The sequence below is a fragment of the Pseudomonas fragi genome (genome assembly GCF_900105835.1).
In the GTDB taxonomy this organism is placed as follows: Bacteria; Pseudomonadota; Gammaproteobacteria; order Pseudomonadales; family Pseudomonadaceae; genus Aquipseudomonas; species Aquipseudomonas fragi.
In genome coordinates, this window is record NZ_LT629783.1 from 3004657 (window position 1) to 3029254 (window position 24598).

Genomic DNA, 24598 nt, shown 5'->3' on the forward strand with positions numbered 1-24598 from the left:
CTCATATGTTTAAAGGCCTTCAGGGAATAAGGAATCACCACATGCGCATTTTAGTCACCGGCGGCGCCGGTTTTATTGGTTCAGCGTTGATCCGTCACCTGATCAAAAATACCGGGCACGAAGTCCTCAACCTCGACAAGCTGACCTACGCCGGTAACCTGGAATCGCTGCAAGGCATTGCCACCGATACCCGCTACGAGTTCGTGCAGGCTGATATCGTCGATCAGGCGGCGGTCAGCGCGATCATTGCGCGTTTCCAGCCCCAGGCGATCATGCACCTGGCGGCCGAGTCCCACGTTGACCGTTCCATCGACGGGCCGTCGGACTTTATCCAGACCAATATCGTCGGTACCTACAGCCTGCTCGAAGCTGCCCGCGCCTACTGGCTGACCCTGCCCGAGCCGGAAAAAAGCGCCTTCCGCTTCCACCATATTTCCACCGACGAAGTGTATGGCGACCTGCACGGCGTCGACGACCTGTTCACCGAGACCACGCCCTACGCGCCAAGCTCGCCGTATTCGGCCAGCAAGGCAGCGTCCGACCACCTGGTCCGCGCCTGGAACCGCACCTACGGGTTGCCGGTACTGCTGACCAACTGCTCGAACAACTACGGGCCGTTCCACTTCCCCGAAAAACTGATCCCGCTGGTGATCCTCAACGCCCTGGCCGGTAAACCGCTGCCGGTATACGGCAACGGCCTGCAAGTGCGTGACTGGCTGTTCGTCGAGGACCACGCCCGCGCCCTGCTTAAAGTGGTGACCGAAGGGGTGGTGGGCGAGACCTACAACATCGGCGGCCACAACGAGCAGAAGAATATCGACGTGGTGCGCAGCATCTGTGCCCTGCTCGAAGAACTGGCACCCGCACATCCGGCAGGCGTGGCGCAGTTTGCCGACCTGATCACCTTCGTCCAGGACCGCCCGGGCCACGACCAGCGCTACGCGATTGACGCCAGCAAAATCGAGCGCGAGCTGGGCTGGGTACCCGAAGAAACCTTCGACACCGGCCTGCGCAAAACCGTGCAGTGGTATCTGGACAACCTGGAGTGGTGCCAGCGTGTGCAAGACGGCAGCTACCAGGGCCAGCGCCTGGGCTTCACCGAACCAAAGGACCTGATCGCGTGACTGATTTCAAAACCCCCTTGAAAATCCTGATCAGCGGCAAGACCGGTCAAGTGGCCGTTGAGCTGCAAAAGCACCTTGCCGGCCTGGGCGAGTTGATCGTCCTGGGCCGCGATGTACTGGACCTTAGCCAGCCCGACCAAATCCGTGCCCAGGTGCGGGCGCACAAGCCGGACCTGCTCATCATTGCCGCAGCCCACACCGCCGTGGACCAGGCCGAAAACGAGCCGGAACTGGCCTTCGCGATCAATGCTATCGCCCCGGGCGTGTTTGCTGAAGAAGCGGCGGCCCTGGGCATCCCCTTGATTCACTACTCCACCGACTACGTGTTCGATGGCCGCAAGCCTGCGCCCTATACCGAAGACGACGCCACCAACCCGCTGGGCGTGTATGGCAAAAGCAAGCTGGCGGGTGAGCTGGCCATCGCGGCGAGCGGTGCCCAACACTTGATCCTGCGCACCAGTTGGGTGTACTCGACCCACGGTAAAAACTTCCTGCTGACCATGCAGCGTTTGCTGCAGGAGCGTTCAGAGCTACGCGTGGTAGCAGATCAGATCGGCGCGCCGACCTGGGCCGGCACCATCGCCCAAAGCACGCGGGCATTGATCGAGCGCTGGCAGTCAGGTGATGCCGCAGCATGGGGCACCTATCACCTGACCGCCAGTGGCGAAACGTCCTGGTTTGGCTTTACCCAGGCCATCGCCGGGCACCTGACGGCACAAGGCAAGGCGTGCGCAACGCTGGAGCCCATCCCCGCCAGCGCCTACCCGACGCCTGCGGCACGGCCACAGAACTCGCGCCTGGATTGCAGCAAGCTGGCCCGCGAATGGGGCGTCACCCAGCCCGACTGGGAAGCTGCATTGAGCGCGTGCCTGGCCGAGCAACCAGACTAACGCCAATCCCCTTGTGGGAGCGGGCTTGCTCGCGATGACATCACTGCGGTCTGCCTGACAAACCGCGCCGTTTGCATCGCGAGCAAGCCCGCTCCCACAGGGTTCGTTGGGTATACTGCAACGTACTCTTGCGGCGCAGCTTTCCGATGATCACCACCTCCTCCGTTCCTCGCAGACCCCGCTGGCGCAGCCTGGCCTTGTTGGCGATATGCCTCGCACCTTTGTTGTGGCCGCTGCAACACCTGGCCGAGCGCTATTATCGCAGTGAGCTGGCCGGGCAAAACCGCCAGACCCTCGACCTGTATGTCGCCAATCTGCTGGGTACGCTGCATCGCTATGAAGTGCTGCCGCAGATTCTCGGCCAGTTACCTGACCTGCGCGAGCTGCTGGCAGACCCGGAAAGCCCGCAGGCCCTGAGTAAAGCCAATCAGTTACTCAGCGAAATCACCAGCCAGACCGGCGCTGAAGTCATGTACCTGGTGGATGCTCATGGCGACACTATTGCGACTTCGAACTGGAACAAAAGCGACAGCTTTATCGGGCGCAACTTCGCCTTCCGCCCCTATTTCAGCGAAGCGATGCAAGGCAAGCTCGGGCGCTTTTTCGGCCAGGGCACTACCTCCGGAAAACGCGGCTACTACTTTGCCGCACCGGTTGAGGTAGACAACCAAAAGCTTGGCGTACTGGTGGTCAAGGTCGACCTGGACCATACCGAGCGACTCTGGGGCAAAACACCGGAACAACTGTTACTGACCGACAGCAATGGCGTGGTCATTCTCACCTCGCGCCCTGAATGGCGCTTCAGGTCCACCCGTGATCTGTCTGAGGAAGAACGTCAGGCCATTTTCGCCATCCTCCCCTACCCGACCCGCGACCCCAAGCCCCTGGCGCTCGACCCCAGTGCCTGGCTGGTACAGACACAAACCATCGACGAAACGGGCTGGCAGGCGAATATTCTTGCCCCTCGCACATTGATCGACCGCTCGGTGCGCACGGTGCTGGCCATCGGTGGCGCCACCTTGCTGGTGGTCATGCTGCTAATCGGCTTGATGATGCAGCGCCGGCGCCACTACCTGGACCGCATCGCGTTTGAAGCCAAGGCTCGCCGCACTCTGGAAATGCGTGTGGCAGAGCGCACCAGCGACCTTGAAGGGCTTAACCGGCGCCTGCGTGAAGAGGTGCTGGAACGTGAGCATGCACAACAGGAGCTGGTGCGCGCCCAGGACGATCTGGTGCAGGCCGGCAAACTCTCGGCGCTGGGCACCATGTCGGCCAGCATCAGCCACGAACTCAACCAGCCGCTGGCGGCCATCCGCAGTTATGCCGAAAACGCCGAAGTGCTGCTCGACCACCAACGTATCGACGACGCACGCGGCAATCTCAAGCTGATCAACGAACTGACCGGGCGCATGTCTTCGATCATTGCCCACTTGCGCGCCTTCGCCCGCCGCGACCGCCATGCCCCGGAGAGCGTCGCCTTGCAGCCGGCACTGGACGATGCCCTGGCATTGCTGGCCAAGCGCCGACGCAGCATGGAGGTCGAGCTGATCCGTGACTTGCCCGCCGCCACGCTATGGGTCGAAGCCGGGGAAACCCGCCTGCGCCAGGTGCTGGGCAACCTGCTGGCCAACGCCCTCGACGCCCTGACGGAAAAAGGCCCGCCGCGACGCTTGTGGCTAAGTGCCCAATCCACCCCGGAGGGCGTCACTGTGTACATTCGCGACAACGGCCCGGGGTTTTGCATGGAAGCTCTGGGCCGTGCTGGAGAGCCGTTCTACACCACCAAAACGCGCACTCAGGGGCTGGGGCTTGGCCTGGCCATTTGTGACACGCTGATCCGCGCCTTTGGCGGCGAATTGCTATTTGCCAACCACAAGGAAGGCGGTGCTTTAATTACCTTGCGGCTGCGCGCCGGTGCGCCGGGCGTGAGCTTGCAAGCTTCGGAGGACTCCAGGTCATGAGCCAGCCTATCGATCCACGGGTTCAGGTCATCCTGATCGATGATGACCCACACCTGCGCCAGGCCCTGTACCAGACTCTGGACCTGGCCGGCCTCAACGTGCTGCCGCTGGCCGAAGCCAACGGCCTGGCCGAGCGCATCGGCCGGGACTGGCCGGGGGTGGTGGTCAGTGATATCCGCATGCCGGGCATGGACGGCCTTGAGCTGCTGGCGCAACTGCATGGCCAGGACCCGGAACTGCCGGTGCTGCTGATCACCGGTCACGGTGATGTACCGCTGGCAGTGCAGGCCATGCGCGCCGGCGCCTATGATTTCCTTGAAAAGCCCTTTGCCAGCGATGCCCTGCTCGACAGCGTGCGCCGGGCCCTGGCCTTGCGCGCCCTGGTCATGGACAACCGCAGCCTGCGCCTGGCGTTGAGTGACCGCCAGTTGCTGAGCACGCGCCTGGTGGGGGTATCCCCGGTCATGCTGCGCTTGCGTGAACAGATCGGTGCGCTGGCAGCCACCAAGGCCGATGTGCTGATCCTCGGCGAGACCGGCTCCGGCAAAGAAGTGGTTGCACGCGCGCTGCATGATTTATCGGCGCGGCGTCACGGTCCGTTTGTGGCGATCAATGCCGGGGCCCTGGCAGAGTCCGTGGTTGAAAGCGAGCTGTTCGGGCATGAGCCCGGCGCCTTTACCGGCGCGCAAAAGCGGCGCATCGGCAAGTTTGAATTTGCCAATGGCGGCACCCTGTTCCTCGACGAAATCGAAAGCATGAGCCTGGATGTGCAGGTCAAATTACTGCGTTTGCTGCAAGAGCGCGTGGTCGAACGCCTGGGTGGCAATCAACTGATCCCGCTGGATATCCGCGTGATCGCCGCCACCAAAGAAGACCTGCGCCAGGCCGCCGATCAGGGCCGGTTCCGTGCGGACCTGTATTACCGGCTCAACGTGGCGCCCCTGCGCATCGCCCCCCTGCGTGAACGGGGTGAAGACGTGCTGATGCTGTTCGATTACTTCGCCGGTGAAGCCAGCGTGCGCCACGACCTGACCCCTAACGTGCTGCAACCGGCACAGCGGGCACTGCTGCTGCGCCACACCTGGCCGGGCAACGTGCGCGAATTGCAAAACGTCGCCGAGCGCTTTGCCCTTGGCCTTGAACTGGCGTTGGATAACTCGGCTGAAGGCCTGCCCGCAGCAGGTAATGAAGTCTCGGGAGGCCTGAGCGAGCAGGTCGAGCATTTTGAAAAAAGCCTGATTGCCGCCGAACTTGAGCGCTCCCACAGTTCCATGCGCAGCCTGGCCGAGGCCCTGGGTGTGCCGCGCAAAACCCTGCACGACAAACTGCGCAAGCACGGGCTGAACTTCGACAGCGCCAGCCATCCCCACCCAGATGAACTTGATTAAAGAGGCCGCAGCATGAACCGCGACAGTCGTTATCTGGAGTCAGTTCTTCACCACGACATCCCGCTGACCCGGGAAATGGGCCTCAAGGTGCTGGGCTGGCAAGACCGCCAGTTGCGCCTGCAGTTGCCGCTTGAAGCCAATATCAACCACAAGAGCACCATGTTCGGTGGCAGCCTGTATTGCGGGGCGGTGCTGGCGGGCTGGGGCTGGCTGCATTTGAGCCTGCGCGAAGCGGGGATCGAAGACGGGCATATCGTGATTCAGGAAGGTCATATCAGCTACCCGCTGCCGGTGACCGAGGACGCCATTGCGGTATGTGATGCGCCGGATGATGGGTCGTGGAACAAGTTTTTAGCCATGTACAAACGCCACGGCCGGGCGCGGCTGACCCTGGACACCCGGGTGATCAATGCGCAAGGCGGGGAAGATGCGGTGAAATTCAGCGGGCAGTATGTGTTGCATCGCTAAGCCCCAAGAGCCCCTCACCCCAGCCCTCTCCCCGAGGGAGAGGGGGCTAAATGGTGGAGATTTTCAGCGCGCGCGCGGCCAGTCCCCTCTCCCTCCGGGAGAGGGTTAGGGTGAGGGGCTTTTGACTTTGGCCAATGCCAACAGCTGCTCACGCCACGGCGCCTTTGCAGGCAACGCCAAAAACGATTCATTGAGCAACGACGCCCGGGCCGGATAACTGAACGGTTCACCATCCAGTTGCAGCACCACACCACCGGCACCTTCCAGCACACCCTGAGCCGCCGCCGTGTCCCACTGCGAAGTCGGGGCCAGGCGCGGATAACAATCCGCCGCCCCTTCAGCCAGCAAACAGAACTTCAACGAACTGCCCACACTGACCAACTTCAATTCACCCAGATGCTCACTCAACCCGGCCAGCAAACGCTCCTGCTCTGGGCTGGAATGGCGGCGGCTGGCGACCACGGTCAACGCCTCACCCGCAGGCGGCGAGTTGCGCACGCTGATGGGCACCACTGCATCACCGTCCGCACGCCACGCGCCCAACCCTGCACCACCGTAGTAGCAACGGCCACTGGTGGGCATCGACACCACGCCAAACACCACGCAACCCTGCTCGATCAACGCGATGTTGACGGTGAACTCTTCACTGCCGGAAATAAATTCCTTGGTGCCATCCAGCGGGTCGACCAGCCACCAGCGCGTCCAGCTGGCACGCACGTTTTGCGCGATATTGGCGTCTTCTTCCGACAGCACCGGGATGATCGGGTCCAGTGCGGTCAGGCCATCGAGCAAAATATGATGGGCGGCCAGGTCAGCGGCGGTTACCGGCGAATCATCGGCCTTGGCGGTGACTTCAACGCCGGCACGCCAGAACGGCAGGATCGCGTCGCCAGCGGCATGGGCCAGTTTGATCACGCCTTCAAGCAGGGGATGGGGCAAACCGCTCACGGCTGGAACACTCCACGCTGGGTCAGCAGATCGCGGGCCAGATACAGCGCGGCCAGGGCTCGGCCTTCGCTGAATTGCGGGTTAAGCACCAGGCTCGACAGTTCACGCAGATTCACGCGATCAACGCGCATCGGCTCAGGTTCATCACCCTCCAGATGCTCTTCGTAAAGATCGGTAGCCAGCACCACCTGGATCTTCTGGCTCATGTAACCGGGGGACAGGGACAGCTCGGTCAAGTGCTCAAGCTGGCGAGCACCGTAGCCGGCCTCTTCCTTCAGCTCGCGCTCGGCGGCGGCCAGCACGTCTTCGCCCGGCTCGATGAGGCCCTTGGGCAGCGACACTTCATATTCATCAGTGCCGCCACAATATTCTTCGACCAGAATCGCGTGTTCCGCGTCGATCATGGCCACAATCATCACAGCGCCATAGCCATTGCCGCGCCCCACCAACCGTTCGTAAGTGCGTTCAACGCCATTGGAGAAGCGCAGCTGCACTTCTTCGACCCGAAACAATCGGCTACTGGCAACAATTTCACGGGCAAGTACGGTGGGTTTTTGGCGCATAGCGGCTCCTCAATATGAACGGGGTACTATACCCCGGCTTTTCCGATTGTCTGTGTCGGAAATTTTTACCTGTGGGAGAAGTTTTGCATGACCGTTTTACCTTGGCGCGACATCGATACCGTGCTGCTCGACATGGACGGCACGCTGCTCGACCTGCATTACGACAATCATTTCTGGCTGGAGCACCTGCCCCAGCGCTATGCCGAGTTGCATGGCATCAGCCGGGCGATGGCGGATCTGGAGCTGACGCCGCTGTTCGAGGGCAACGCAGGCCAGTTGAAGTGGTACTGCCTGGACTTCTGGAGCCAGGAGCTGAAAATCCCGGTGCGCGAACTCAAGCTCGAAACCGCTCATCTGATTGCCCTGCGCCCCGACGCCGATACTTTTCTGGCGGCCATCAAACAAGCCGGCAAGCGGGTGATCATGATCACCAATGCGCACCGTGATTCGTTGTCCCTGAAAATGGAGCGTATCGAGCTGGCGCCCTATTTCGAGCGTTTGATCAGCTCCCACGACTATGGTTACCCCAAGGAAAGCCCGGCGTTCTGGGATGCCCTGCAAGCTGATATCGGCTTTGACCCAGGCCGCAGCCTGTTTATCGACGACACCCTGCCGATACTGCGCAGCGCCCGTGATTTCGGCGTGGCCCACTTGCTGGCAGTCAAACAGCCCGACAGCCAGAAAGGCCCGAAAGACACCGCGGAGTTTGCCGCGCTGGGCGACTATCGCGAGTTGCTGGAAGGGCTGTGACCCCCTGAACCGTGGGAGCGGGCTTGCTCGCGATGGCAGCGGCGCGGTCTAACTGAATGACTGCGGCGTCTGCATCGCGAGCAAGCCCGCTCCCACCGGGTGCTGTCGGGTTACTCAGGAATACGCAGCGTCTGACCCGGGTAGATTTTGTTCGGGTCCTTGAGCAGCGGCTTGTTGGCTTCGAAAATCTTGTTGTACTGGTTGGCGTTGCCGTACACCTGCAGCGAAATGGCACTCAGGGTGTCGCCCTTTTTCACCACCACAAAACGCGAAGCCACAACGGCCGGGCCTGTGACCGTAATCTGGTCTTCAACACTGGCCACGCCTTCGATATTGCCCGCCGCCAGGATGATTTTTTCTTTCTCTTCCTGGGTCGCCACCTCACCGCTGACCGTCACTTTGTCACCGTCCACCGTGGCGGTGATGTTGGGGTTGCCCAGGCCCACTTCCTGCACATGCTTCTTGAGTTCCTCACCCGCATTGGCGTTGCCCGGTGTCAGCAGGTTGATCAGTTTCTCGCCGGCTTCTTTCACAAAGCTGAAAATACTCATACATCACGCTCCTAGGGTTGGAAGATCCAGACCCCAGAGCGTAGACCATCATTGGCACCAGCAAGCGCGTTAGAATCGCGCACTGAAATGCGCCCGGAGCGACGATGGACATCAAACAGCTGAAATTCCTTATTGCCCTGGATGAAACCCGGCATTTCGGCCAGGCCGCCGCCCGTTGCCATATCACCCAGCCCACCCTGTCCATGCGCTTGCGCAGCCTGGAGCAGGAACTGGACCTGCAACTGGTCAATCGCGGCCAGCGCTTCGAAAGCTTTACCGCCCCCGGCGAGCGGGTGCTGGCCTGGGCCCGCACCGTGCTGGCCGCCTACGACGGCTTGCAGGCCGAAGCCGCGGCCTGTCGCGGCAACCTTATCGGCACCCTGCGCCTGGGAGTTGTACCGCTGTCCAGTTTTGACCCCCTGCCTTTGTTGCAGCACTTGCACCAGCAACACCCCGAGCTGAGGTTTGAACTGTCGGCACTCAGTTCCGGGCAAATCCTCGAACAATTGGCCAGTAACCAGTTGGACCTGGGCGTCTCCTACCTGGAGCGCCTTGACCATGAACGTTTCGACGCCCTTGCCCTGGAAGAAACCCGCATGGGCCTGCTTTACGACCAACGGTATTTCAGCTTTGGCGAAGCGCCCCTGAGCTGGGAGGCGTTGACCGCACTGCCGCTGGCCCTGCTCAGCAGCGGCATGCACTTTCGCCAGTCCATCGACCACAACTTCCACAGCCGCGGCCTGACACCGCAACCCCTGCTGCAAACCGATGCCGTTCATCAACTGTTACAAGCTGTCCACGGTGGCTTGTGCTGCGCCGTCATGCCCCTTGAAGGAGGCCTGGAAGCCCTGACCGAGCACCTGCGCCTGCACCCCATTGAAGATGCCCGCACCCTGGCCCGCCTGGGCTTGATCATGCGCCGCGAGGCCCCGCGCTCGGCCCTGGCCGAAGCCTGTTTTGCGTTCTATGCGAAATCGCCAAACCCTTCATGATCGACGCCCTCTATCAATAGATCAGCACTGACGATTAGACGCGACACGGTGTCGCGCCTAGGCTTAAGGCTCAATTGATTGTCGGTATCGCCTTATGAACGCCAAGCGCCCCCTGTGCGCGGCGCCTGCCATTGCTGCGTCCGCGCCTGCTGCCAGCCAGAGCTATGACTACGTCAACCTGGACCACAGCGGTGGTGCGCAAACCGCACTGGCTGAAGAGGTCGCCCTGGCGATTGCCTATAACGGCATCAGCCAGGCCGTGATGCTGGTCACCCCGACCGACCTTGAAGACTTTATCGTCGGCTTCAGCCTGGGCAGCGGCATCATTCAAGACCCCAGCGAAATCTACGACCTCAAACTGACCGGTGCAGGCTCTGCGCAATACGCCCAGGTAGAAATCGCCAGCCGGGCGTTCTGGAACCTCAAGCAGCAACGCCGCCAACTGGCCGGCACCAGCGGTTGCGGTCTGTGTGGCGTGGAAGCGGTGGAACAGGCCTTGCCGGATCTGCAGGTTTTGCCCGGTGCGCCCTTGCCGCCGGCACAGTGGCTGGAAGGCCTGCGCCAGCGTATCAGCGACTTTCAACCCCTGGGCCAGCACTGCGGTGCCGTACACGCTGCCGTTTATATGGATGGCCAGGGCCAGTTGCTGCTGGGCCGCGAAGACATCGGCCGGCACAACGCCCTGGATAAATTGATCGGCGCGCTGGTGCGGCAAAACATCGACCTGGCCGGCGGCGCGGCAATCGTCACCAGCCGTTGCAGCCTGGAACTGATTCAAAAAGTGTTGCGCGCCGGCATCCAGACCCTGATCAGCCTGTCCTCGCCCACCGGCCTGGCGCTGCAATGGGCGCGGCGGCACAACCTCAACCTTATTCATCTGCCACAAAAAAGCGCGCCACGGGTCTACAGCCCCGCGCAGGAGAATCAACCGTGAGCATCCACCATCAAGCCGATAAAACCCCGACTCCCCGCTACAAGCCCTACAAAGGCCCGGCCGGTGGCTGGGGCGCGCTGATCAGTGTGGCGCAAGCCTGGTTGACCAGCGACAACGCGCTGAAAAACCTGCGCATGATGCTCAAGACCAACCAGAACGGCGGCTTCGACTGCCCGGGCTGCGCCTGGGGCGACTCGCCGGAAAGCGGCCTGGTCAAGTTCTGCGAAAACGGCGCCAAGGCGGTGAACTGGGAAGCGACCAAGCGTCGCGTCGATGCCGCGTTTTTTGCCAAGCACAGCGTCAGCGCGCTGCTGGAGCAAAGCGATTACTGGCTCGAATACCAGGGCCGCCTGACCGAGCCCATGAGCTACGACCCGGAAACCGACCGCTACACCCCCATCAGTTGGGATGCGGCGTTCGCCTTGATCGCCAGGCACTTGCTCAACCTGGCCAGCCCCAACGAAGCCGAGTTCTACACCTCGGGCCGGGCCAGCAACGAAGCGGCGTATTTGTATCAATTGTTTGTGCGCGCATTTGGCACCAACAACTTTCCGGACTGCTCGAACATGTGCCACGAGGCCAGCGGCGTAGCGTTGGCACAAAGCATCGGGGTGGGTAAAGGCACCGTGACGTTCGATGATTTCGAGCACGCGGATGCAATTTTCGTATTGGGGCAAAACCCCGGCACCAACCACCCGCGCATGCTCGAACCGCTGCGCGAAGCAGTCAAACGCGGCGCCCAGGTGGTGTGCGTCAACCCGCTCAAGGAGCGCGGCCTGGAACGCTTCCAGCACCCGCAGCACCCGCTGGAAATGCTCACCAACGGCGACCGCCCGACCAACACGGCCTACTTGCGCCCGGCACTGGGCGGCGACATGGCCCTGTTGCGCGGCATGGCCAAATTTTTGCTGCAATGGGAGCGCGATGCCCAGGCCGCAGGCGAGCCGGCGGTATTCGACCACGCCTTTTTGAATGAACACACGGCGGGCGTTCTGGATTACATCTCCAGCCTCGATGACACCTCGTGGGATCACATCGTGGAGCAATCGGGCCTGACCCTGGTGGATATCGAACGCGCCGCGCGCATGTACCTCAAGGGTAAAAACGTGATCATGTGCTGGGCGATGGGCATCACCCAGCATCGTCATTCGGTGCAGACCATTCAGGAAATCGCCAACCTGATGCTGTTGCGCGGCAATATCGGCCGCCCCGGCGCCGGCTTGTGCCCGGTACGCGGCCACAGCAACGTGCAGGGCGATCGCACGATGGGCATCAACGAACGCCCGCCGGTGGCCTTTCTCGATTCGCTTGAGCGCCGTTTCCAGTTCAAAGTGCCCCGTGACAACGGCCACAACGTGGTTGAAGCCATCCACGCCATGCTTGAAGGCCGCGCCAAGGTATTTATCGGCCTGGGCGGCAACTTCGCCCAGGCGACACCAGACAGCCCGCGCACTGCGCAAGCGCTGCGCAATTGCGAGCTGACCGTACAGATCAGCACCAAGCTCAACCGCAGCCACCTGATGCACGGCAAAGAAGCCCTGATCCTGCCATGCCTGGGCCGTACCGACATCGATATCCAGGCCGAAGGCCCCCAGGCGGTCACGGTGGAAGACTCGTTCAGCATGGTCCACGCCTCCAATGGCCAGTTGCAGCCACTGTCGAACCACATGCGCTCGGAGCCCGCGATCATTGCCGGCATTGCGGCGGCCACATTGGGCGCACACCCGATTGACTGGAACTGGGTGGTCGCCGACTACCGGCGCATTCGCGACCTGATTGCCGACACCATCCCGGGCTTCAAGGACTTCAACACCCGCATCGAGCACCCAGGCGGCTTCTATCTGGGCAACTCGGCCGGTGCGCGAGTGTGGAATACGCCGTCCGGGCGTGCCAACTTCCGCCCCAACGTCCTGCCGCAAGACCTGGTGGACGCCCGTACCCGCGCCACCGGAAAACTGCCGGACCTGATCCTGCAATCGATGCGTTCGCACGATCAGTACAACACCACCATCTATGGTCTCGATGACCGCTACCGTGGGGTCAAGGGCCAGCGTGACGTACTGTTCGTCAATGAAGCCGACATCATCCGCCTGGGCTTCAAGCCGGGGCAGAAGGTCGATATCGTATCGATCTGGGATGACAAGCATGAGCGCAGGGTGAAGAACTTCACCTTGCTGGCCTTCGACATTCCTGCCGGGCAAGCCGCGGCGTACTACCCGGAGGTCAACCCGCTGGTGCCGCTGGAAAGCACGGGCGATGGCAGCCATACGCCTACGTCGAAGTTTGTGGCGATTTGCCTTGAGCCGGCCAGCCCGTCGACGTTGATCATGGCCAAGGCCAGCTGAGCACTTTTTGTTCGTTTGTGGTGGGAGCGGGCTTGCCCGCGATGGCATCGCCGCGGTTTGACCGTCATCCCGCGGTGCCTGAATCGCGGGCAAGCCCGCTCCCACATTCAAGCAGCCCGCCTCTGAACTGCGGCCACAAAAAAGGCCGTTTTCCTACGAAAACGGCCTCACCGAACTAGCTAACAGACCGGCAAAAACCGATTAAGTTCCCCAGCAAAAACAACAACTTATAGAATTGTGTACAACTCGTGTTACTCGTCGGATTTCGATTGTCACCAACCGCTTGCAGCCTCAGGATCGCGCCGTCATCTCTTTGAGGCTCATTTATGAAGCTCACCTCGATTCTCTTGTTGTCCCTTGGCCTGGTCAGTGGCGTAGCCTCGGCCGGTGGCACCACCGAAGCCGGTGTAGGCGGCGCATTAGGCGGGGTTCTTGGCGCCGTTGTTGGCCAACAGCTCGGCGGCTCGACCGGTTCTGCGATTGGTGCAGGTGTGGGTGGTGCGGCAGGTAGTGCCGTAGGTGCCGACAAACGCAGCCGTGGCGAAGCAGCCATTGGCGGCGCGCTGGGTGCTGCAGGCGGCAACGTGCTGGGCCGCAGTGTCGGCGGCAGCACAGGTGCCCTGGTAGGCTCGGCCGCTGGCGGTGGTGCCGGTGGCGCGCTGGGTAACTACATGGGCAATAAAAGCGACAGCGACGATCGCCGCTATCGCGACCGCGATAACCGTCGCTACTACCGCGACGACCATCGCGGCCGTGGCCACGCGTATGGCCATCGCAAAAACAAGCATCGTCACAACGACTGATGCGTAAAACGGGAGCCGCAAGGCTCCCGTTTTTTTTGGCCTGCGCCAGCTCCAGGCAAATTGTTTCAATGCATTACGCCCGCCTGTTTTGGCCCTGATCATGCAATCTGCATGCACCGAAAAAACCAGCCATTTGCAAGCCATTGAAAGGTATGGAATTACCTGCAGGCATACGGTTGGCACATCCCCTGCAATGACCTGAATGAACGCTGCACTTCCTACCATTCAGGAGCACAACAACAATGATCGGGACCACTGAGCACTATCCCGCAGCCCTACAAGATTCCTCTGGCCAATCAGGTGTTTCCTGGGCCGCGATCTTTGCCGGCGCTGCCACTGCTGCCGTCCTTTCCCTGCTGCTGCTGATGCTGGGCGCGGGGCTTGGATTTTCAGCCGTCTCGCCTTGGGCCAATGAAGGCGTGGGCGCCAAGGGCCTGGGCATTACCGCCATTATCTGGCTGGCGATCACCCAGATCATTGCTTCCGGCATGGGTGGTTATCTGGCCGGTCGCTTGCGGGTCAAGTGGACTAACTTGCATGGCGATGAAGCCTACTTTCGCGACACCGCCCATGGTTTTCTCGCCTGGGCCGTGGCCACGCTGGTCACTGCTACCCTGGTTGCAGGCTCGGTCAGCAGCGTAATCGGCAGCGGCGTGCAAGCCGGGGCCAGCGTGGCGTCAGGTGCCGCATCGGCGATCAGCAGTGCAGCCGGCAGCGCCGCCGCAAGCCAGGGCGATAAAGGTTCGGACTACTTTATCGACAGCCTGTTTCGCGATGAACGCGGTACCGCTGTCAGCGAAGACGCCGCTCATGGCACCGTGGCGCGCATCTTTGCCCACAGCCTGGCCAATGACGGCCAATTGAGCAGCGAAGACCGTACCTACCTGGCCCAGATCATCGCCCAGCGCACCAACCTCAGCCAGCCGGAAGCCGAGCAACGGGTCGACCAGGTTTACGCCAAGGCCCATCAGGCCGTTGAAGAGGCCAAGGTCAAGGCCAAGGAAGCTGCTGACACGGCCGCCAAGGTCGCCGCCTGGTCCACCCTGTGGATGTTTATCACCCTGCTGATCGGCGCTTTCTTTGCCAGCCTGTGCGCCACCTTCGGCGGCCGTCGCCGCGATGCCGTGATCTATCTGACCCCCACCACCACAACCCCGCTGGTTTAACTCGGGCTATTCACTGACTGGAGAATAAAATGCGCTCACTTCTGCTGTTTTTCCTCGGTATTCCAATTCCGATCATTATCCTGATTGCGTTGTTTGTTCACTGATAACAGTGCGCAAAACCAACCGACGGCCTTCCTTGCGAAGGCCGTTTTGCGTGCAGGGCTTCAGACTGGCAGGCAGGTGGTGGACTTGATCTCGGACAACGCCACAATCGAGTTCACCTCTTGAATGCCTGGCACCATCGACAACTTTTCAAAGAAAAACCGCTCATAGGCCTCAATATCGGCTGTCACGATGCGCAGTAAAAAATCCACCGCGCCCATCAGCACATAACACTCCAGCACTTCGGGAAAACCACGGATCGCGTCAGTAAATTCGGTGAAGTTTGAGCGACCGTGGGCATTAAGTTTGATCTCGGCAAAAATTTGCGTGTTGAGGCCGATTTTCTTGCGATCGAGCAACGTCACCTGGCCACGAATGATGCCTTCGTCCTTCATCCGCTGGATCCGCCGCCAGCAGGGTGATTGCGACAGCCCCACCTTCTCCGCGATCTGCGCACTGGACAGCGAAGCGTCCTCTTGCAGCAGGGCCAATATGCGGCGGTCGTAAGCATCCAGCTCGCTTTGCATAGAAATACCTTTGAATGAATAATTCGAGACTTGATCAAGTCTATTTATCGTCAATTCAAAGCATCTTAGATAAAAAAATTCCCGCGCGACGTGTAAATATTTCCCCAGCCTGAACTGGAGCCCTTGCATGCCGCATCTGGAAGTCATCACCCCCTCACCTCGCCCCGACGTCTGGGCCAGCAATGCCGCGCCTTGCCAGGTGCTTTTCCGTATCCAGGCCGAAGCCGATGCCGACGTGCTGTGCCGGGTGCTCAACCTGTTTGCCTTGCAGCAACTGATCCCCCAGCAAGTGCAAGCGCTACGCGACGGTGACACCCTGAGCATTGAAATCCGCAGTCACGAGCAGAGCTGGCACCGTGCCCAGATCATTGGCGAAAAACTGCGCAACCTGATCAGCGTTATCGACCTGCAGGTGCAACCCGTGCCAGCCGCCAAGGACCCGGCAATGCAAGCCTGCGGGTAATAGTTCGCAACCATTGGCCGCCGGCAGGGCACCGCAGTGCAACTAGGCTTTAAAGGTTCATGGCCGGACAAGGATCTGTCTGCGCCGATGCCTCAAGGAGCTGTTATGCGCATCACCCCCTCCCATGACCGCTGGCTGGACCTCGACACTCTGTTATCCGCGCTGCTGGCGCAAAACCGTATCTCGCAACGTTGCGCCGAGCAGGCCTTGCTGCGCAGTCATGAAGCACCCGCCGCCGCCCTGCACCCCCTGGTATTTCTTGCGCAGCAACAATTTTGCGATGGCGGCCGGGACGGCAAGATGCTCGACCTTGAAACCCTCACGGCCAACCATGCCGGGCAACCCTACCTGCGCCTTGACCCGCTCAAGGTGGATGCCGCCACAGTGACCGGGGCAATGTCCCTGGCCTTTGCCCAGCGGCATGGCATCATCGCGGTGGCGGCCGATGCCTCAGCCATTACGATTGCCAGTGCCCAGCCCTGGGTCAGCAGTTGGGAGGCCGACTTGCGTCAGTCGCTCAAGCGCCCGATCCGGCGGGTCATTGCCAACCCCCTGGAAATCCAGCGCCTGAGCGTGGAGTTTTTCCATCTGGCCAAATCGGTCACAGGGGCTGCGCTCAACGACCAGAAAACCAGCCCCCTGGCCAATTTCGAACAGCTGCTGACCTTGGGCACAGGCGACCGGGAGCCGGACGCCAACGACGCCCACATCGTCAATATCGTCGACTGGCTGTTTCAGTACGCCTTTGAGCAGCGCGCCAGCGATATCCACCTGGAGCCCCGCCGTGAAAAGGGTTGCGTGCGTTTTCGCATCGACGGCGTGCTGCATGATGTTTACCAGTTCCCGCCACAGGTCGCCGTGGCCGTGGTCAGTCGCCTCAAGAGCCTGGGCCGGATGAATGTCGCCGAAAAGCGCAAACCCCAGGACGGCCGGATAAAAACCCGTCTGCCGCAGGGTGCTGAGGTGGAGCTGCGACTCGCCACCCTGCCCACCGCCTTTGGCGAAAAAATGGTGCTGCGCATTTTTGACCCGCAGGTGCTGCTCAAAAGCTTCGACCAACTGGGCCTCAGCCCCGAAGACAGGCAACGCTGGCAGCAAATGACCACCCGCGCCAATGGCATTGTCCTGATCACCGGCCCCACCGGCTCAGGCAAGACCAGCACCCTGTATGCAACGCTCAAGCAACTGGCCACTCCCCAGGTCAACCTGTGTACCCTCGAAGACCCCATCGAGATGATAGAGCCGGCGTTTAACCAGATGCAGGTGCAACCCGGCATCGACCTGACATTCGCCAATGGCGTGCGGGCACTGCTGCGCCAGGACCCGGACATCATCATGCTCGGTGAAATACGCGATCTGGAGACCGCTGAAGTGGCCATTCAGGCCGCTCTGACCGGCCACCTGGTGCTCTCGACCCTGCACACCAACGACGCCCCCAGCGCCATCAGCCGCCTGCTGGAACTCGGGGTCGCGCCCTATTTGATCAAAGCCACCTTATTGGGGGTGATGGCCCAGCGGCTGGTGCGCACCCTGTGCCCTGACTGCAAGGCCGCGCAGCCGCTAAGCCCGGACGCATGGTCGGGCTTTGCCCCGGGCTGGGCCCATGCACCCCCCATAACGGTATACCGCCCCGTGGGCTGTACCCAGTGCCGGGCTAGCGGCTACCGCGGGCGCATCGGTGTGTGCGAAATCATGGTGTTGAGCGAGCAGCTCAAGGCACTGATTGGCCCGCAGACTGATCTGAGCGCCATTCGTCAGCTGGCAAGCGCTCAAGGCATGCTCAGCCTGAGGCTGGCAGCCGCTCACAAAGTCGCCTCTGCCGCGACCTCCCTGGAAGAAGCACTGCGAGTTACCCCCGCGTAGTTGAATTGTTTTGACTAAAATCTAATCAGCCTGGCAATTTTCTTGATCGTTACACTCGGCGTTCGTTTGTTTCTTACACCTCAAAAACAAGGAATGATCATGCAAGCGGGTACAGTGATCCTGTTATTTGTCGCCCTGGCTATCGCCGTGCTCTTTATGGGCTTCAAGGTGGTGCCGCAAGGGTATCAATGGACGGTGGAGCGCTTCGGGCGATACACCAACACCCTTAAACCGGGCCTGAACATCATCATCCCGGTGATGGACCGCATCGGGCGCAAGATCAACGTGATGGAAAGCGTGCTCGATATCCCGCCGCAAGAGGTAATTACCGCCGACAACGCCACGGTACAGATCGATGCCGTGTGTTTCTTCCAGGTGGTCAACACGGCGCAAGCCGCCTATGAGGTCAACAACCTCGAGCATGCCATTCGCAACCTGCTGCAAACCAATATCCGCACCGTGCTGGGCTCCATGGAGCTGGATGCCATGCTTAGCCAGCGTGATGGCATCAACGAAAAACTGCTGCGCACGGTCGATGAAGCAACGGCACCGTGGGGCATCAAGATCACCCGTATCGAGATCAAGGACATCAGCCCGCCAGCCGACCTGATGGCCGCCATGTCCGGGCAAATGAAAGCCGAACGTATCAAGCGTGCACAAATTCTTGAGGCAGAAGGGCTGAGGGCCGCAGCCATCCTGACCGCCGAAGGCAAAAAACAGGCGCAGATCCTCGAAGCCGAAGGCGGTCGCCAGGCGGCGTTCCTCGAATCCGAAGCCCGCGAACGCCAGGCCGAAGCCGAAGCCCGGGCCACACAAGTGGTGTCAGAAGCCATTGCCTCAGGCAACGTGCAGGCGATCAATTATTTTGTGGCGCAAAAATACATCGATGCGTTGGGTAAGCTGGCTTCTGCCAATAACAGCAAGGTCATCCTCATGCCGCTGGAGGCCAGCCAGGTCATCGGCGCAGTGGGTGGCATCGGCGAAATCGTCAAAGCCACTTTTGACAGCAAAAAGGCCTGACGCATGTGGGAGTTCCTGCAACACCTGAACTACTGGGACTGGCTGGCGCTGGGCACGGTACTGCTGATTCTTGAGGTCCTCGGTGCCGGTGGCTACCTGCTGTGGACAGGTATTGCCGGCATCATCGTTGCAGCATTGACCTTCCTGTTCCCCGCACTCTCCTGGACCCTGCAACTACCGCTGTTTGGGGTGCTGGCGATTCTTACAGCGGTGTTCTGGTGGAAGCGCCAGCGCAGCAATGTCGACAGTGGCGACCAGCCAAACCTCAACCGTCGCGGCCATGAACTGATCGGCCGCACGTTTATTGTGCAACAGGCAATTGTCGAAGGGCGGGGCAAAATCAAGGTCGGCGACAGCGTGTGGATGGCCGTAGGGCCGGACGCTGCCGTGGGGACCACCGTGCGCGTGACAGAGCAAAACGGGACGGTGCTGAGCGTAGAAATTGTGCCTTGAGGTTACGGAACTCCGGGGGGCTAAATACAATCCAATCCGATAGCTAATCTATTCGGAGTCACCGCCATGCGTCTCAAATATGCTGTAGCCGCTATTGCCTTGTTGTCCCTTCCTGTTGGCTCTGCGATGGCCGACAGCTTCTGGCGCAATGTGTTGTCATCCGGTGCCACTACCGGGTCCACCTACCTGACGTTCAAAAAAGACCGCAAAGTCATTGCCGCTCAAGATGACGCAGGCAGCTTCGTAGCCAGCAACGGTTCGATCCGTGGCCCGTACCTGGAGTCGGCCATGCAGCAAGTGCGCGCTGACAACCCGAACCTGAAAGTCAGCGACATGGATCTTGCCAACGCGATCCTGGCTAAAAACGCTTCAGCGGAGTAATTATCTCCATCTGTAGCAGCTGCCGAAGGCTGCGTCCGGCTGCGAAGCAGTCGTAAAAGCTGTTCCCACGGTGTGTCTGACACAGTGCGATCGCAGACTTTACGACTGCTTCGCAGCCGGACGCAGCCTTCGTCCCTCGGCAGCTGCTACGCAATACACACCGGGGCCCTTGCGGTTCAGCTGCCATACAGAATTTTCACCAGAGGTGAGCGATCCTGCGGGTATGATCTTGAGCGCTATGCTAGTGCTCTACGATTACCCCATTTCACTCACATCGGACGTCCTGCCTCTATGAGCTCGCTGCCTTTCCTGCCGTTTTCCAAACCCACCATTGATGAAGCCACCATTGCTGCCGTGGGCGACGTGTTGCGCTCGGGCTGGATCACCAGCGGGCCCAAGGTTCAGGCATTCGAAGCGCAATTGTCCGAGTACTTTGGCGGGCGCCCGGTGCGCACCTTCAACTCCGGCACCTGCACCATGGAAATCGCTCTGCGCATCGCCGGTATCGGTGCTGGCGATGAAGTGATCACCACGCCGATTTCGTGGGTCGCCACGGCCAACGTGATTATCGAAGTCGGTGCCACGCCAGTATTTGCCGATATCGACCCGGTAACCCGCAATATCGATCTGAACAAGCTCGAAGCAGCCATTACCCCGCGCACCAAGGCCATTATTCCGGTGTACCTGTCGGGCTTGCCGGTGGATATGGACGCGCTCTACGCGATTGCCAAAAAACATAACCTGCGCGTGGTTGAAGATGCGGCTCAAGCCCTGGGTTCCAGCTGGCAAGGTGAGCGCATTGGCGCACGCGGCGATTTCGTGTCTTTCAGCTTTCAGGCCAACAAGAACATCACCTCATCCGAGGGCGGTTGCCTGGTACTGAACAACGAAGAAGAAGCACGACTGGCCGAGAAATATCGCCTGCAAGGCGTGACCCGTACCGGTTTCGACGGCCTGGATGTCGATGTGCTGGGTGGCAAGTTCAATATGACCGACATTGCCGCTGCGATTGGTCTGGGCCAGTTTGCCCATATCGAAACCATCACCGCCCATCGTCGGGCGCTGGCCAAGCATTACTTCGAATGCTTCGGGGCGGATTTCGAGGCTGAATACGGCGCGCAACTGCCGGTGGCGGACTTCAACAACACCAACTGGCACCTGTTCCAGCTTGTGCTGCCTGAGCGCAAGGACGGCCAGCCTGCACGCGCAACCTTTATGAAGGAAATGCAGGCACTGGGTGTAGGCATCGGCTACCACTACCCGCCGATTCACTTGCTGAGCCTGTATCGTGCGTTGGGCTTTAAGGAAGGGATGTTCCAGGTGGCCGAACGTGTCGGGCGCCTGATCGTGTCGTTGCCGATGTTTACAGCGATGACCAAGGCCGATGTAGAACGTTCGGTGGCGGCAGTAAAAGCAGTCTTGAGCGCCGCATAAGGCGGCATGTGGGAGCGGGCTTGCTCGCGATACGGCTCACGCGGTCTGTCAGACAAACCGCAGTGATACCCTCGCGAGCAAGCCCGCTCCCACAATTATCAAGCCGATATTACTCGCCGATGGCAGCCTTGTAGCCCGCAGCGTCCAGCAGTTTTTCCAGCTCGGCGGTGTTGCTTGGCTTGAGCTTGAAGATCCAGCTGGCGTACGGTTCGCTGTTCAGCGACTCCGGGCTGTCAGCCAGGGCTTCGTTGACGGCAATCACTTCCCCCGATACCGGCGAGTAAATGTCAGACGCGGCTTTTACCGACTCCACAACGCCTGCGGTATCGCCTGCCGCAAACACTTTGCCGACTTCGGCCAGTTCAACGAATACCACATCCCCCAAGGCTTCCTGAGCGTGATCGCTGATGCCGACGGTAACCGTGCCATCCGCCTCCAGGCGTGCCCACTCGTGACTTTCAGCAAAGCGCAACTCGGCAGGGATCAGGCTCATATTCAGTGTCCTCAAGAAGAAATGTCAGCGGCGCACACTCAGTGCACGCCCGCCAGTAAACGTTAGATCAAGGCTTTGCCAAGACGTACAAAAGTCGGTTTGACTACGCGAACCGGGTACCACTTGCCACGAATTTCGACCTCGGCACGGTCAGCCGTTGCCATCGGAACTCGCGCCAGAGCGATCGATTTGCTTAGCGTAGGAGAGAAACTACCACTGGTGATCTCCCCTTCGCCAACATTGGCGATGCGAACCACCTGGTGAGCGCGCAAAACACCACGTTCTTCAAGCACCAAACCCACCAGTTTGAGCTGCACGCCACCGGCCATTTCGGCCTCCAGCGCTTCGCGGCCCACGAACTTGCGCGAGGCAGGCTCCCAGGCGATGGTCCAGGCCATATTGGCGCAAAGAGGGGAAACAGACAGGTGAATATCCTGCCCGTAGAGGTTCATGCCGGCTTCCAGACGCAGGGTATCGCGGGCGCCCAGGCCGATAGGTGAAATACCGGCACCCACCAGATCGTTGAAAAAAGCCGGGGCCTGATCGGCAGGGAGCACGATTTCAAGGCCTTCTTCGCCGGTGTAGCCGGTGCGGGCAATAAACCAGTCGCCGCAGCTCTGCCCTTCAAAGGGCTTGAGCTGCTGGATCAACTGGCCACGGGCCTGGCTCACCAGCTCGGCGACTTTATGCCGCGCCTGTGGCCCTTGAATGGCCAGCAGGGCCAACTCCGGGCGCTCCTGCAATTGCACGTCATAGCCGCGGGACTGCGCCTGCATCCAGGCCAGATCCTGATCGCGGGTGGCGGCATTGACGATTAGCCGGTAACCGTCGGGCATCAGGTAGACAATCATGTCGTCGACCACGCCGCCCTGCTCGTTGAGCATGGCGCTGTACAAGGCGCGGCCGGGGGTGTTCAGGCGTTCGACATCATTGGCCAGCAAATGCTGCAGCCATTGCTTGGCCTGTAGCCCGGCGATGTCGATCACGGTCATATGCGAGACATCAAAAACCCCACAGTCGCGACGCACCTCATGGTGTTCCTCAACCTGCGAGCCGTAATGCAAGGGCATATCCCAACCGCCAAAATCGACCATTTTCGCGCCCAGGGCGAGATGCAGGTCATACAGAGGCGTACGCTGTCCCATGGGTTTCTCCTTCCGGGCTTGGCGAAGGTGCGGACAGGCTGCGGAGCATTTCAAGCCAAAAAAAGTGGCTTTCTTACATCACGCAGAAACCTGGCCTGACAGACAGACCGCACCGAATGCCGCGCATTGTAGCCGCATGCAGGAGGACTGGCACCTAACCGATGCGATGGGCCGAGCGTCGGATCAAACCGATGACCGGTAACAAACCCACCAGCACCAGGGTCAAGGCTGGCAGCGAAGCCCGCGCCCATTCGCCCTCGCTGGTCATCTCGAAGATGCGCACGGCCAGCGTATCCCAGCCAAACGGGCGCATCAGCAAGGTCGCCGGCATCTCCTTGAGCACATCGACAAACACCAGTAGCGCAGCGCTCAAGGTGCCCGGCAGCAGCAGCGGCAGATACACTTTGAAAAACAGTCGCGGACCACTGACGCCCAAACTGCGAGCGGCTTCCGGCAAGGAAGGACGAATGCGCGCCAGGCTGTTTTCCAGCGGGCCGTAGGCCACGGCAATAAACCGCACCAGATATGCCAGCAGCAGGGCCGACAGGCTGCCGAGCAACAAGGGCTTGCCCGCGCCACCCAACCAGCCCGAGACCGGGATAACCAGCTCGCGGTCCAGATAACTGAACGCCAGCATGATCGACACCGCCAGCACCGAGCCCGGCAAGGCATAGCCCAGATTCGCCAGGCTGACCCCGGCACGGATGGCCGGGGTGGGTGCCTGCCGTCGGGCAAAGGCCAGCACCAGCGCCACGCTGACGGTAATCAGCGCTGCCATTGAGCCCAGATACAAAGTGTGCAGGATCAAGCCGGTGTAACGCTCATCCAGGTCAAAGCGCCCGCGCTGCCAGAACCACACCACCAGTTGCAGCATCGGGATCACGAACGCACAGGCAAATACCAGCAGGCACCAGCCGCTGGCCAGCCACGCCTTTGGCCCGCGCAGGTGATACAGGGCGCTGACCCGTGGCCGTTCGTTACCGGCCCGGCTGGCCCCGCGAGCGCGGCGCTCGCCATAGAGCACCACCATGACCACCAGCAACAGCAGGCTGGCCAGTTGCGCCGCCGTCGACAGACTGAAAAAGCCGTACCAGGTTTTGTAGATGGCGGTGGTGAAGGTGTCGAAATTGAACACCGACACGGCGCCAAAATCGGCCAGGGTTTCCATCAATGCCAGTGCCACGCCTGCGCCAATCGCCGGGCGCGCCATCGGCAACGCGACACGCCAGAACGCCTGCCACGGGCTTTGCCCCAGAACCCGCGCCGCTTCCATCAGGCCTTTGCCCTGGGCCAGAAACGCCGTGCGCGCCAGCAGGTAGACGTAGGGGTAGAACACCAGGATCAGCACGATGATCACCCCCCCCGTGGAGCGCACCCGGGGCAGCCGCAGGCCCATGCCGAACCATTCACGCAGCAGGGTCTGGACAGGCCCGGCGAAATCCAGCAAGCCAACAAACACGAACGCCAGCACATAGGCGGGGATCGCAAACGGCAGCATCAGCGCCCAGTCCAGCCAGCGCCTGCCGGGGAACTCACACAGGCTGGTCAACCAGGCCAGGCTGACGCCCAGCAGCGTGACGCCGATGCCCACACCCACGATCAGGGTCAGGGTGTTGCCCAGCAGGCGCGGCATCTGCGTGTCCCACAAGTGGCTCCAGATCTGGGTATCAATGCTTTGCCAGGACAGCAGCAGCACGCTCAGCGGCAGCAGCACCAGGGCAGCAATGACAAAAACCAGCGGGTACCAGCGACGTTGGGCAGGATGGGCCACGAAAAACTCTCGGAGGTGGATGGGACAATGCGAAAACAAATGTGGGAGCGGGCTTGCTCGCGA

General features: G+C 60.9%; 24 protein-coding genes. 17 read left to right on the forward strand and 7 right to left on the reverse strand.

Annotation, left to right across the window (positions count from 1 at the left end):
* Nucleotides 1-41: 41 nt before the first annotated feature.
* The 5 genes from rfbB to BLU25_RS13675 all read left to right on the forward strand — a co-directional run bounded on the left by rfbB (nucleotide 42) and on the right by BLU25_RS13675 (nucleotide 5831).
* On the forward strand, nucleotides 42-1124 hold the full coding sequence (gene rfbB / locus BLU25_RS13655) for a dTDP-glucose 4,6-dehydratase (protein WP_016783063.1): 1083 nt from the start codon (nucleotides 42-44) through the stop codon (nucleotides 1122-1124).
* Between the two features lie 17 nt (nucleotides 1125-1141).
* Nucleotides 1142-2014: a dTDP-4-dehydrorhamnose reductase gene (gene rfbD, locus BLU25_RS13660; RefSeq protein WP_029611676.1), complete on the forward strand. Its 873-nt coding sequence runs from the start codon at nucleotides 1142-1144 to the stop codon at nucleotides 2012-2014.
* Nucleotides 2015-2160: 146 nt separating this feature from the next.
* On the forward strand, nucleotides 2161-3975 hold the full coding sequence (locus tag BLU25_RS13665) for a sensor histidine kinase (RefSeq protein ID WP_016783061.1): 1815 nt from the start codon (nucleotides 2161-2163) through the stop codon (nucleotides 3973-3975).
* Entirely contained in the window at nucleotides 3972-5363 is a 1392-nt protein-coding gene (locus BLU25_RS13670) for a sigma-54-dependent transcriptional regulator (RefSeq protein ID WP_016783060.1), read from the forward strand. Before BLU25_RS13665 ends, BLU25_RS13670 begins: the two co-directional genes overlap by 4 nt.
* Nucleotides 5364-5375: 12 nt before the next feature.
* Nucleotides 5376-5831, forward strand: a complete 456-nt coding sequence (locus BLU25_RS13675; protein WP_016783059.1) for a YiiD C-terminal domain-containing protein — start codon at nucleotides 5376-5378, stop codon at nucleotides 5829-5831.
* 105 nt (nucleotides 5832-5936) lie between these two features.
* Here the strand turns inward: BLU25_RS13675 and cysQ are convergent, their stop codons facing one another.
* Together cysQ and nudE are read right to left on the reverse strand one after the other, a co-directional pair.
* Nucleotides 5937-6779: a 3'(2'),5'-bisphosphate nucleotidase CysQ gene (cysQ, locus tag BLU25_RS13680; protein ID WP_016783058.1), complete on the reverse strand. Its 843-nt coding sequence runs from the start codon at nucleotides 6777-6779 to the stop codon at nucleotides 5937-5939.
* Nucleotides 6776-7342: an ADP compounds hydrolase NudE gene (gene nudE, locus BLU25_RS13685; RefSeq protein WP_016783057.1), complete on the reverse strand. Its 567-nt coding sequence runs from the start codon at nucleotides 7340-7342 to the stop codon at nucleotides 6776-6778. Before nudE ends, cysQ begins: the two co-directional genes overlap by 4 nt.
* Nucleotides 7343-7429: 87 nt before the next feature.
* Here nudE and yrfG point away from each other — a divergent pair, with 87 nt between their 5' ends.
* Nucleotides 7430-8092 carry a GMP/IMP nucleotidase gene (gene yrfG, locus BLU25_RS13690; protein ID WP_016783056.1) on the forward strand — a complete coding sequence of 221 codons (663 nt, stop codon included), beginning with the start codon at nucleotides 7430-7432 and terminating at the stop codon, nucleotides 8090-8092.
* Between the two features lie 110 nt (nucleotides 8093-8202).
* Here yrfG and lysM read toward each other — a convergent pair whose 3' ends face one another.
* Nucleotides 8203-8643, reverse strand: a complete 441-nt coding sequence (gene lysM, locus BLU25_RS13695) for a peptidoglycan-binding protein LysM (RefSeq protein WP_016783055.1) — start codon at nucleotides 8641-8643, stop codon at nucleotides 8203-8205.
* 104 nt (nucleotides 8644-8747) lie between these two features.
* Between lysM and BLU25_RS13700 the strand changes: the two genes are divergently transcribed.
* The 5 genes from BLU25_RS13700 to BLU25_RS13720 all read left to right on the forward strand — a co-directional run bounded on the left by BLU25_RS13700 (nucleotide 8748) and on the right by BLU25_RS13720 (nucleotide 14883).
* A complete protein-coding gene (locus BLU25_RS13700) occupies nucleotides 8748-9635 on the forward strand; it encodes a LysR family transcriptional regulator (protein ID WP_016783054.1) in 888 nt (295 codons plus the stop codon).
* Between the two features lie 94 nt (nucleotides 9636-9729).
* Nucleotides 9730-10569, forward strand: coding sequence for a formate dehydrogenase accessory sulfurtransferase FdhD (fdhD, locus tag BLU25_RS13705; RefSeq protein ID WP_016783053.1), 840 nt, complete (start codon nucleotides 9730-9732; stop codon nucleotides 10567-10569).
* Complete coding sequence (locus BLU25_RS13710; RefSeq protein ID WP_016783052.1) at nucleotides 10566-12914, forward strand: FdhF/YdeP family oxidoreductase; 2349 nt, start codon at nucleotides 10566-10568, stop codon at nucleotides 12912-12914. The genes fdhD and BLU25_RS13710 overlap by 4 nt, the downstream gene beginning before the upstream one ends.
* 326 nt (nucleotides 12915-13240) lie before the next feature.
* A complete protein-coding gene (locus BLU25_RS13715; protein ID WP_016783051.1) occupies nucleotides 13241-13717 on the forward strand; it encodes a glycine zipper domain-containing protein in 477 nt (158 codons plus the stop codon).
* A gap of 242 nt (nucleotides 13718-13959) precedes the next feature.
* A complete protein-coding gene (locus tag BLU25_RS13720) occupies nucleotides 13960-14883 on the forward strand; it encodes a hypothetical protein (RefSeq protein WP_016783050.1) in 924 nt (307 codons plus the stop codon).
* A gap of 164 nt (nucleotides 14884-15047) precedes the next feature.
* Here BLU25_RS13720 and BLU25_RS13725 read toward each other — a convergent pair whose 3' ends face one another.
* On the reverse strand, nucleotides 15048-15512 hold the full coding sequence (locus BLU25_RS13725) for an Lrp/AsnC family transcriptional regulator (RefSeq protein ID WP_016783049.1): 465 nt from the start codon (nucleotides 15510-15512) through the stop codon (nucleotides 15048-15050).
* Between the two features lie 127 nt (nucleotides 15513-15639).
* On the opposite strand from BLU25_RS13725, the gene BLU25_RS13730 reads away from it, so the two are divergent.
* The 6 genes from BLU25_RS13730 to BLU25_RS13755 all read left to right on the forward strand — a co-directional run bounded on the left by BLU25_RS13730 (nucleotide 15640) and on the right by BLU25_RS13755 (nucleotide 21126).
* Entirely contained in the window at nucleotides 15640-15975 is a 336-nt protein-coding gene (locus BLU25_RS13730; protein ID WP_016783048.1) for a hypothetical protein, read from the forward strand.
* 105 nt (nucleotides 15976-16080) lie between these two features.
* Entirely contained in the window at nucleotides 16081-17838 is a 1758-nt protein-coding gene (gene tfpB, locus BLU25_RS13735) for a type IV pilus assembly ATPase TfpB (RefSeq protein ID WP_083369684.1), read from the forward strand.
* Nucleotides 17839-17937: 99 nt separating this feature from the next.
* Nucleotides 17938-18858 (forward strand): SPFH domain-containing protein, encoded by a 921-nt coding sequence (locus BLU25_RS13740; protein WP_016783046.1) that lies wholly within the window; start codon nucleotides 17938-17940, stop codon nucleotides 18856-18858.
* 3 nt (nucleotides 18859-18861) lie between these two features.
* Nucleotides 18862-19311, forward strand: coding sequence for an NfeD family protein (locus tag BLU25_RS13745; RefSeq protein WP_016783045.1), 450 nt, complete (start codon nucleotides 18862-18864; stop codon nucleotides 19309-19311).
* Nucleotides 19312-19377: 66 nt separating this feature from the next.
* The gene (locus BLU25_RS13750) at nucleotides 19378-19692 is read left to right on the forward strand and encodes a DUF2388 domain-containing protein (RefSeq protein WP_016783044.1); all 315 of its coding nucleotides are present in this window, start codon (nucleotides 19378-19380) and stop codon (nucleotides 19690-19692) included.
* Between the two features lie 291 nt (nucleotides 19693-19983).
* Entirely contained in the window at nucleotides 19984-21126 is a 1143-nt protein-coding gene (locus BLU25_RS13755) for a DegT/DnrJ/EryC1/StrS family aminotransferase (protein ID WP_083369685.1), read from the forward strand.
* A 109-nt stretch (nucleotides 21127-21235) separates the two neighbouring features.
* Here the strand turns inward: BLU25_RS13755 and gcvH are convergent, their stop codons facing one another.
* The 3 genes from gcvH to BLU25_RS13770 all read right to left on the reverse strand — a co-directional run bounded on the left by gcvH (nucleotide 21236) and on the right by BLU25_RS13770 (nucleotide 24535).
* Complete coding sequence (gcvH, locus tag BLU25_RS13760) at nucleotides 21236-21619, reverse strand: glycine cleavage system protein GcvH (protein ID WP_016783042.1); 384 nt, start codon at nucleotides 21617-21619, stop codon at nucleotides 21236-21238.
* 62 nt (nucleotides 21620-21681) lie between these two features.
* Entirely contained in the window at nucleotides 21682-22764 is a 1083-nt protein-coding gene (gene gcvT / locus BLU25_RS13765) for a glycine cleavage system aminomethyltransferase GcvT (protein WP_016783041.1), read from the reverse strand.
* A 154-nt stretch (nucleotides 22765-22918) separates the two neighbouring features.
* Nucleotides 22919-24535 (reverse strand): ABC transporter permease, encoded by a 1617-nt coding sequence (locus BLU25_RS13770; protein ID WP_016783040.1) that lies wholly within the window; start codon nucleotides 24533-24535, stop codon nucleotides 22919-22921.
* Between the last annotated feature and the right edge of the window lie 63 nt (nucleotides 24536-24598).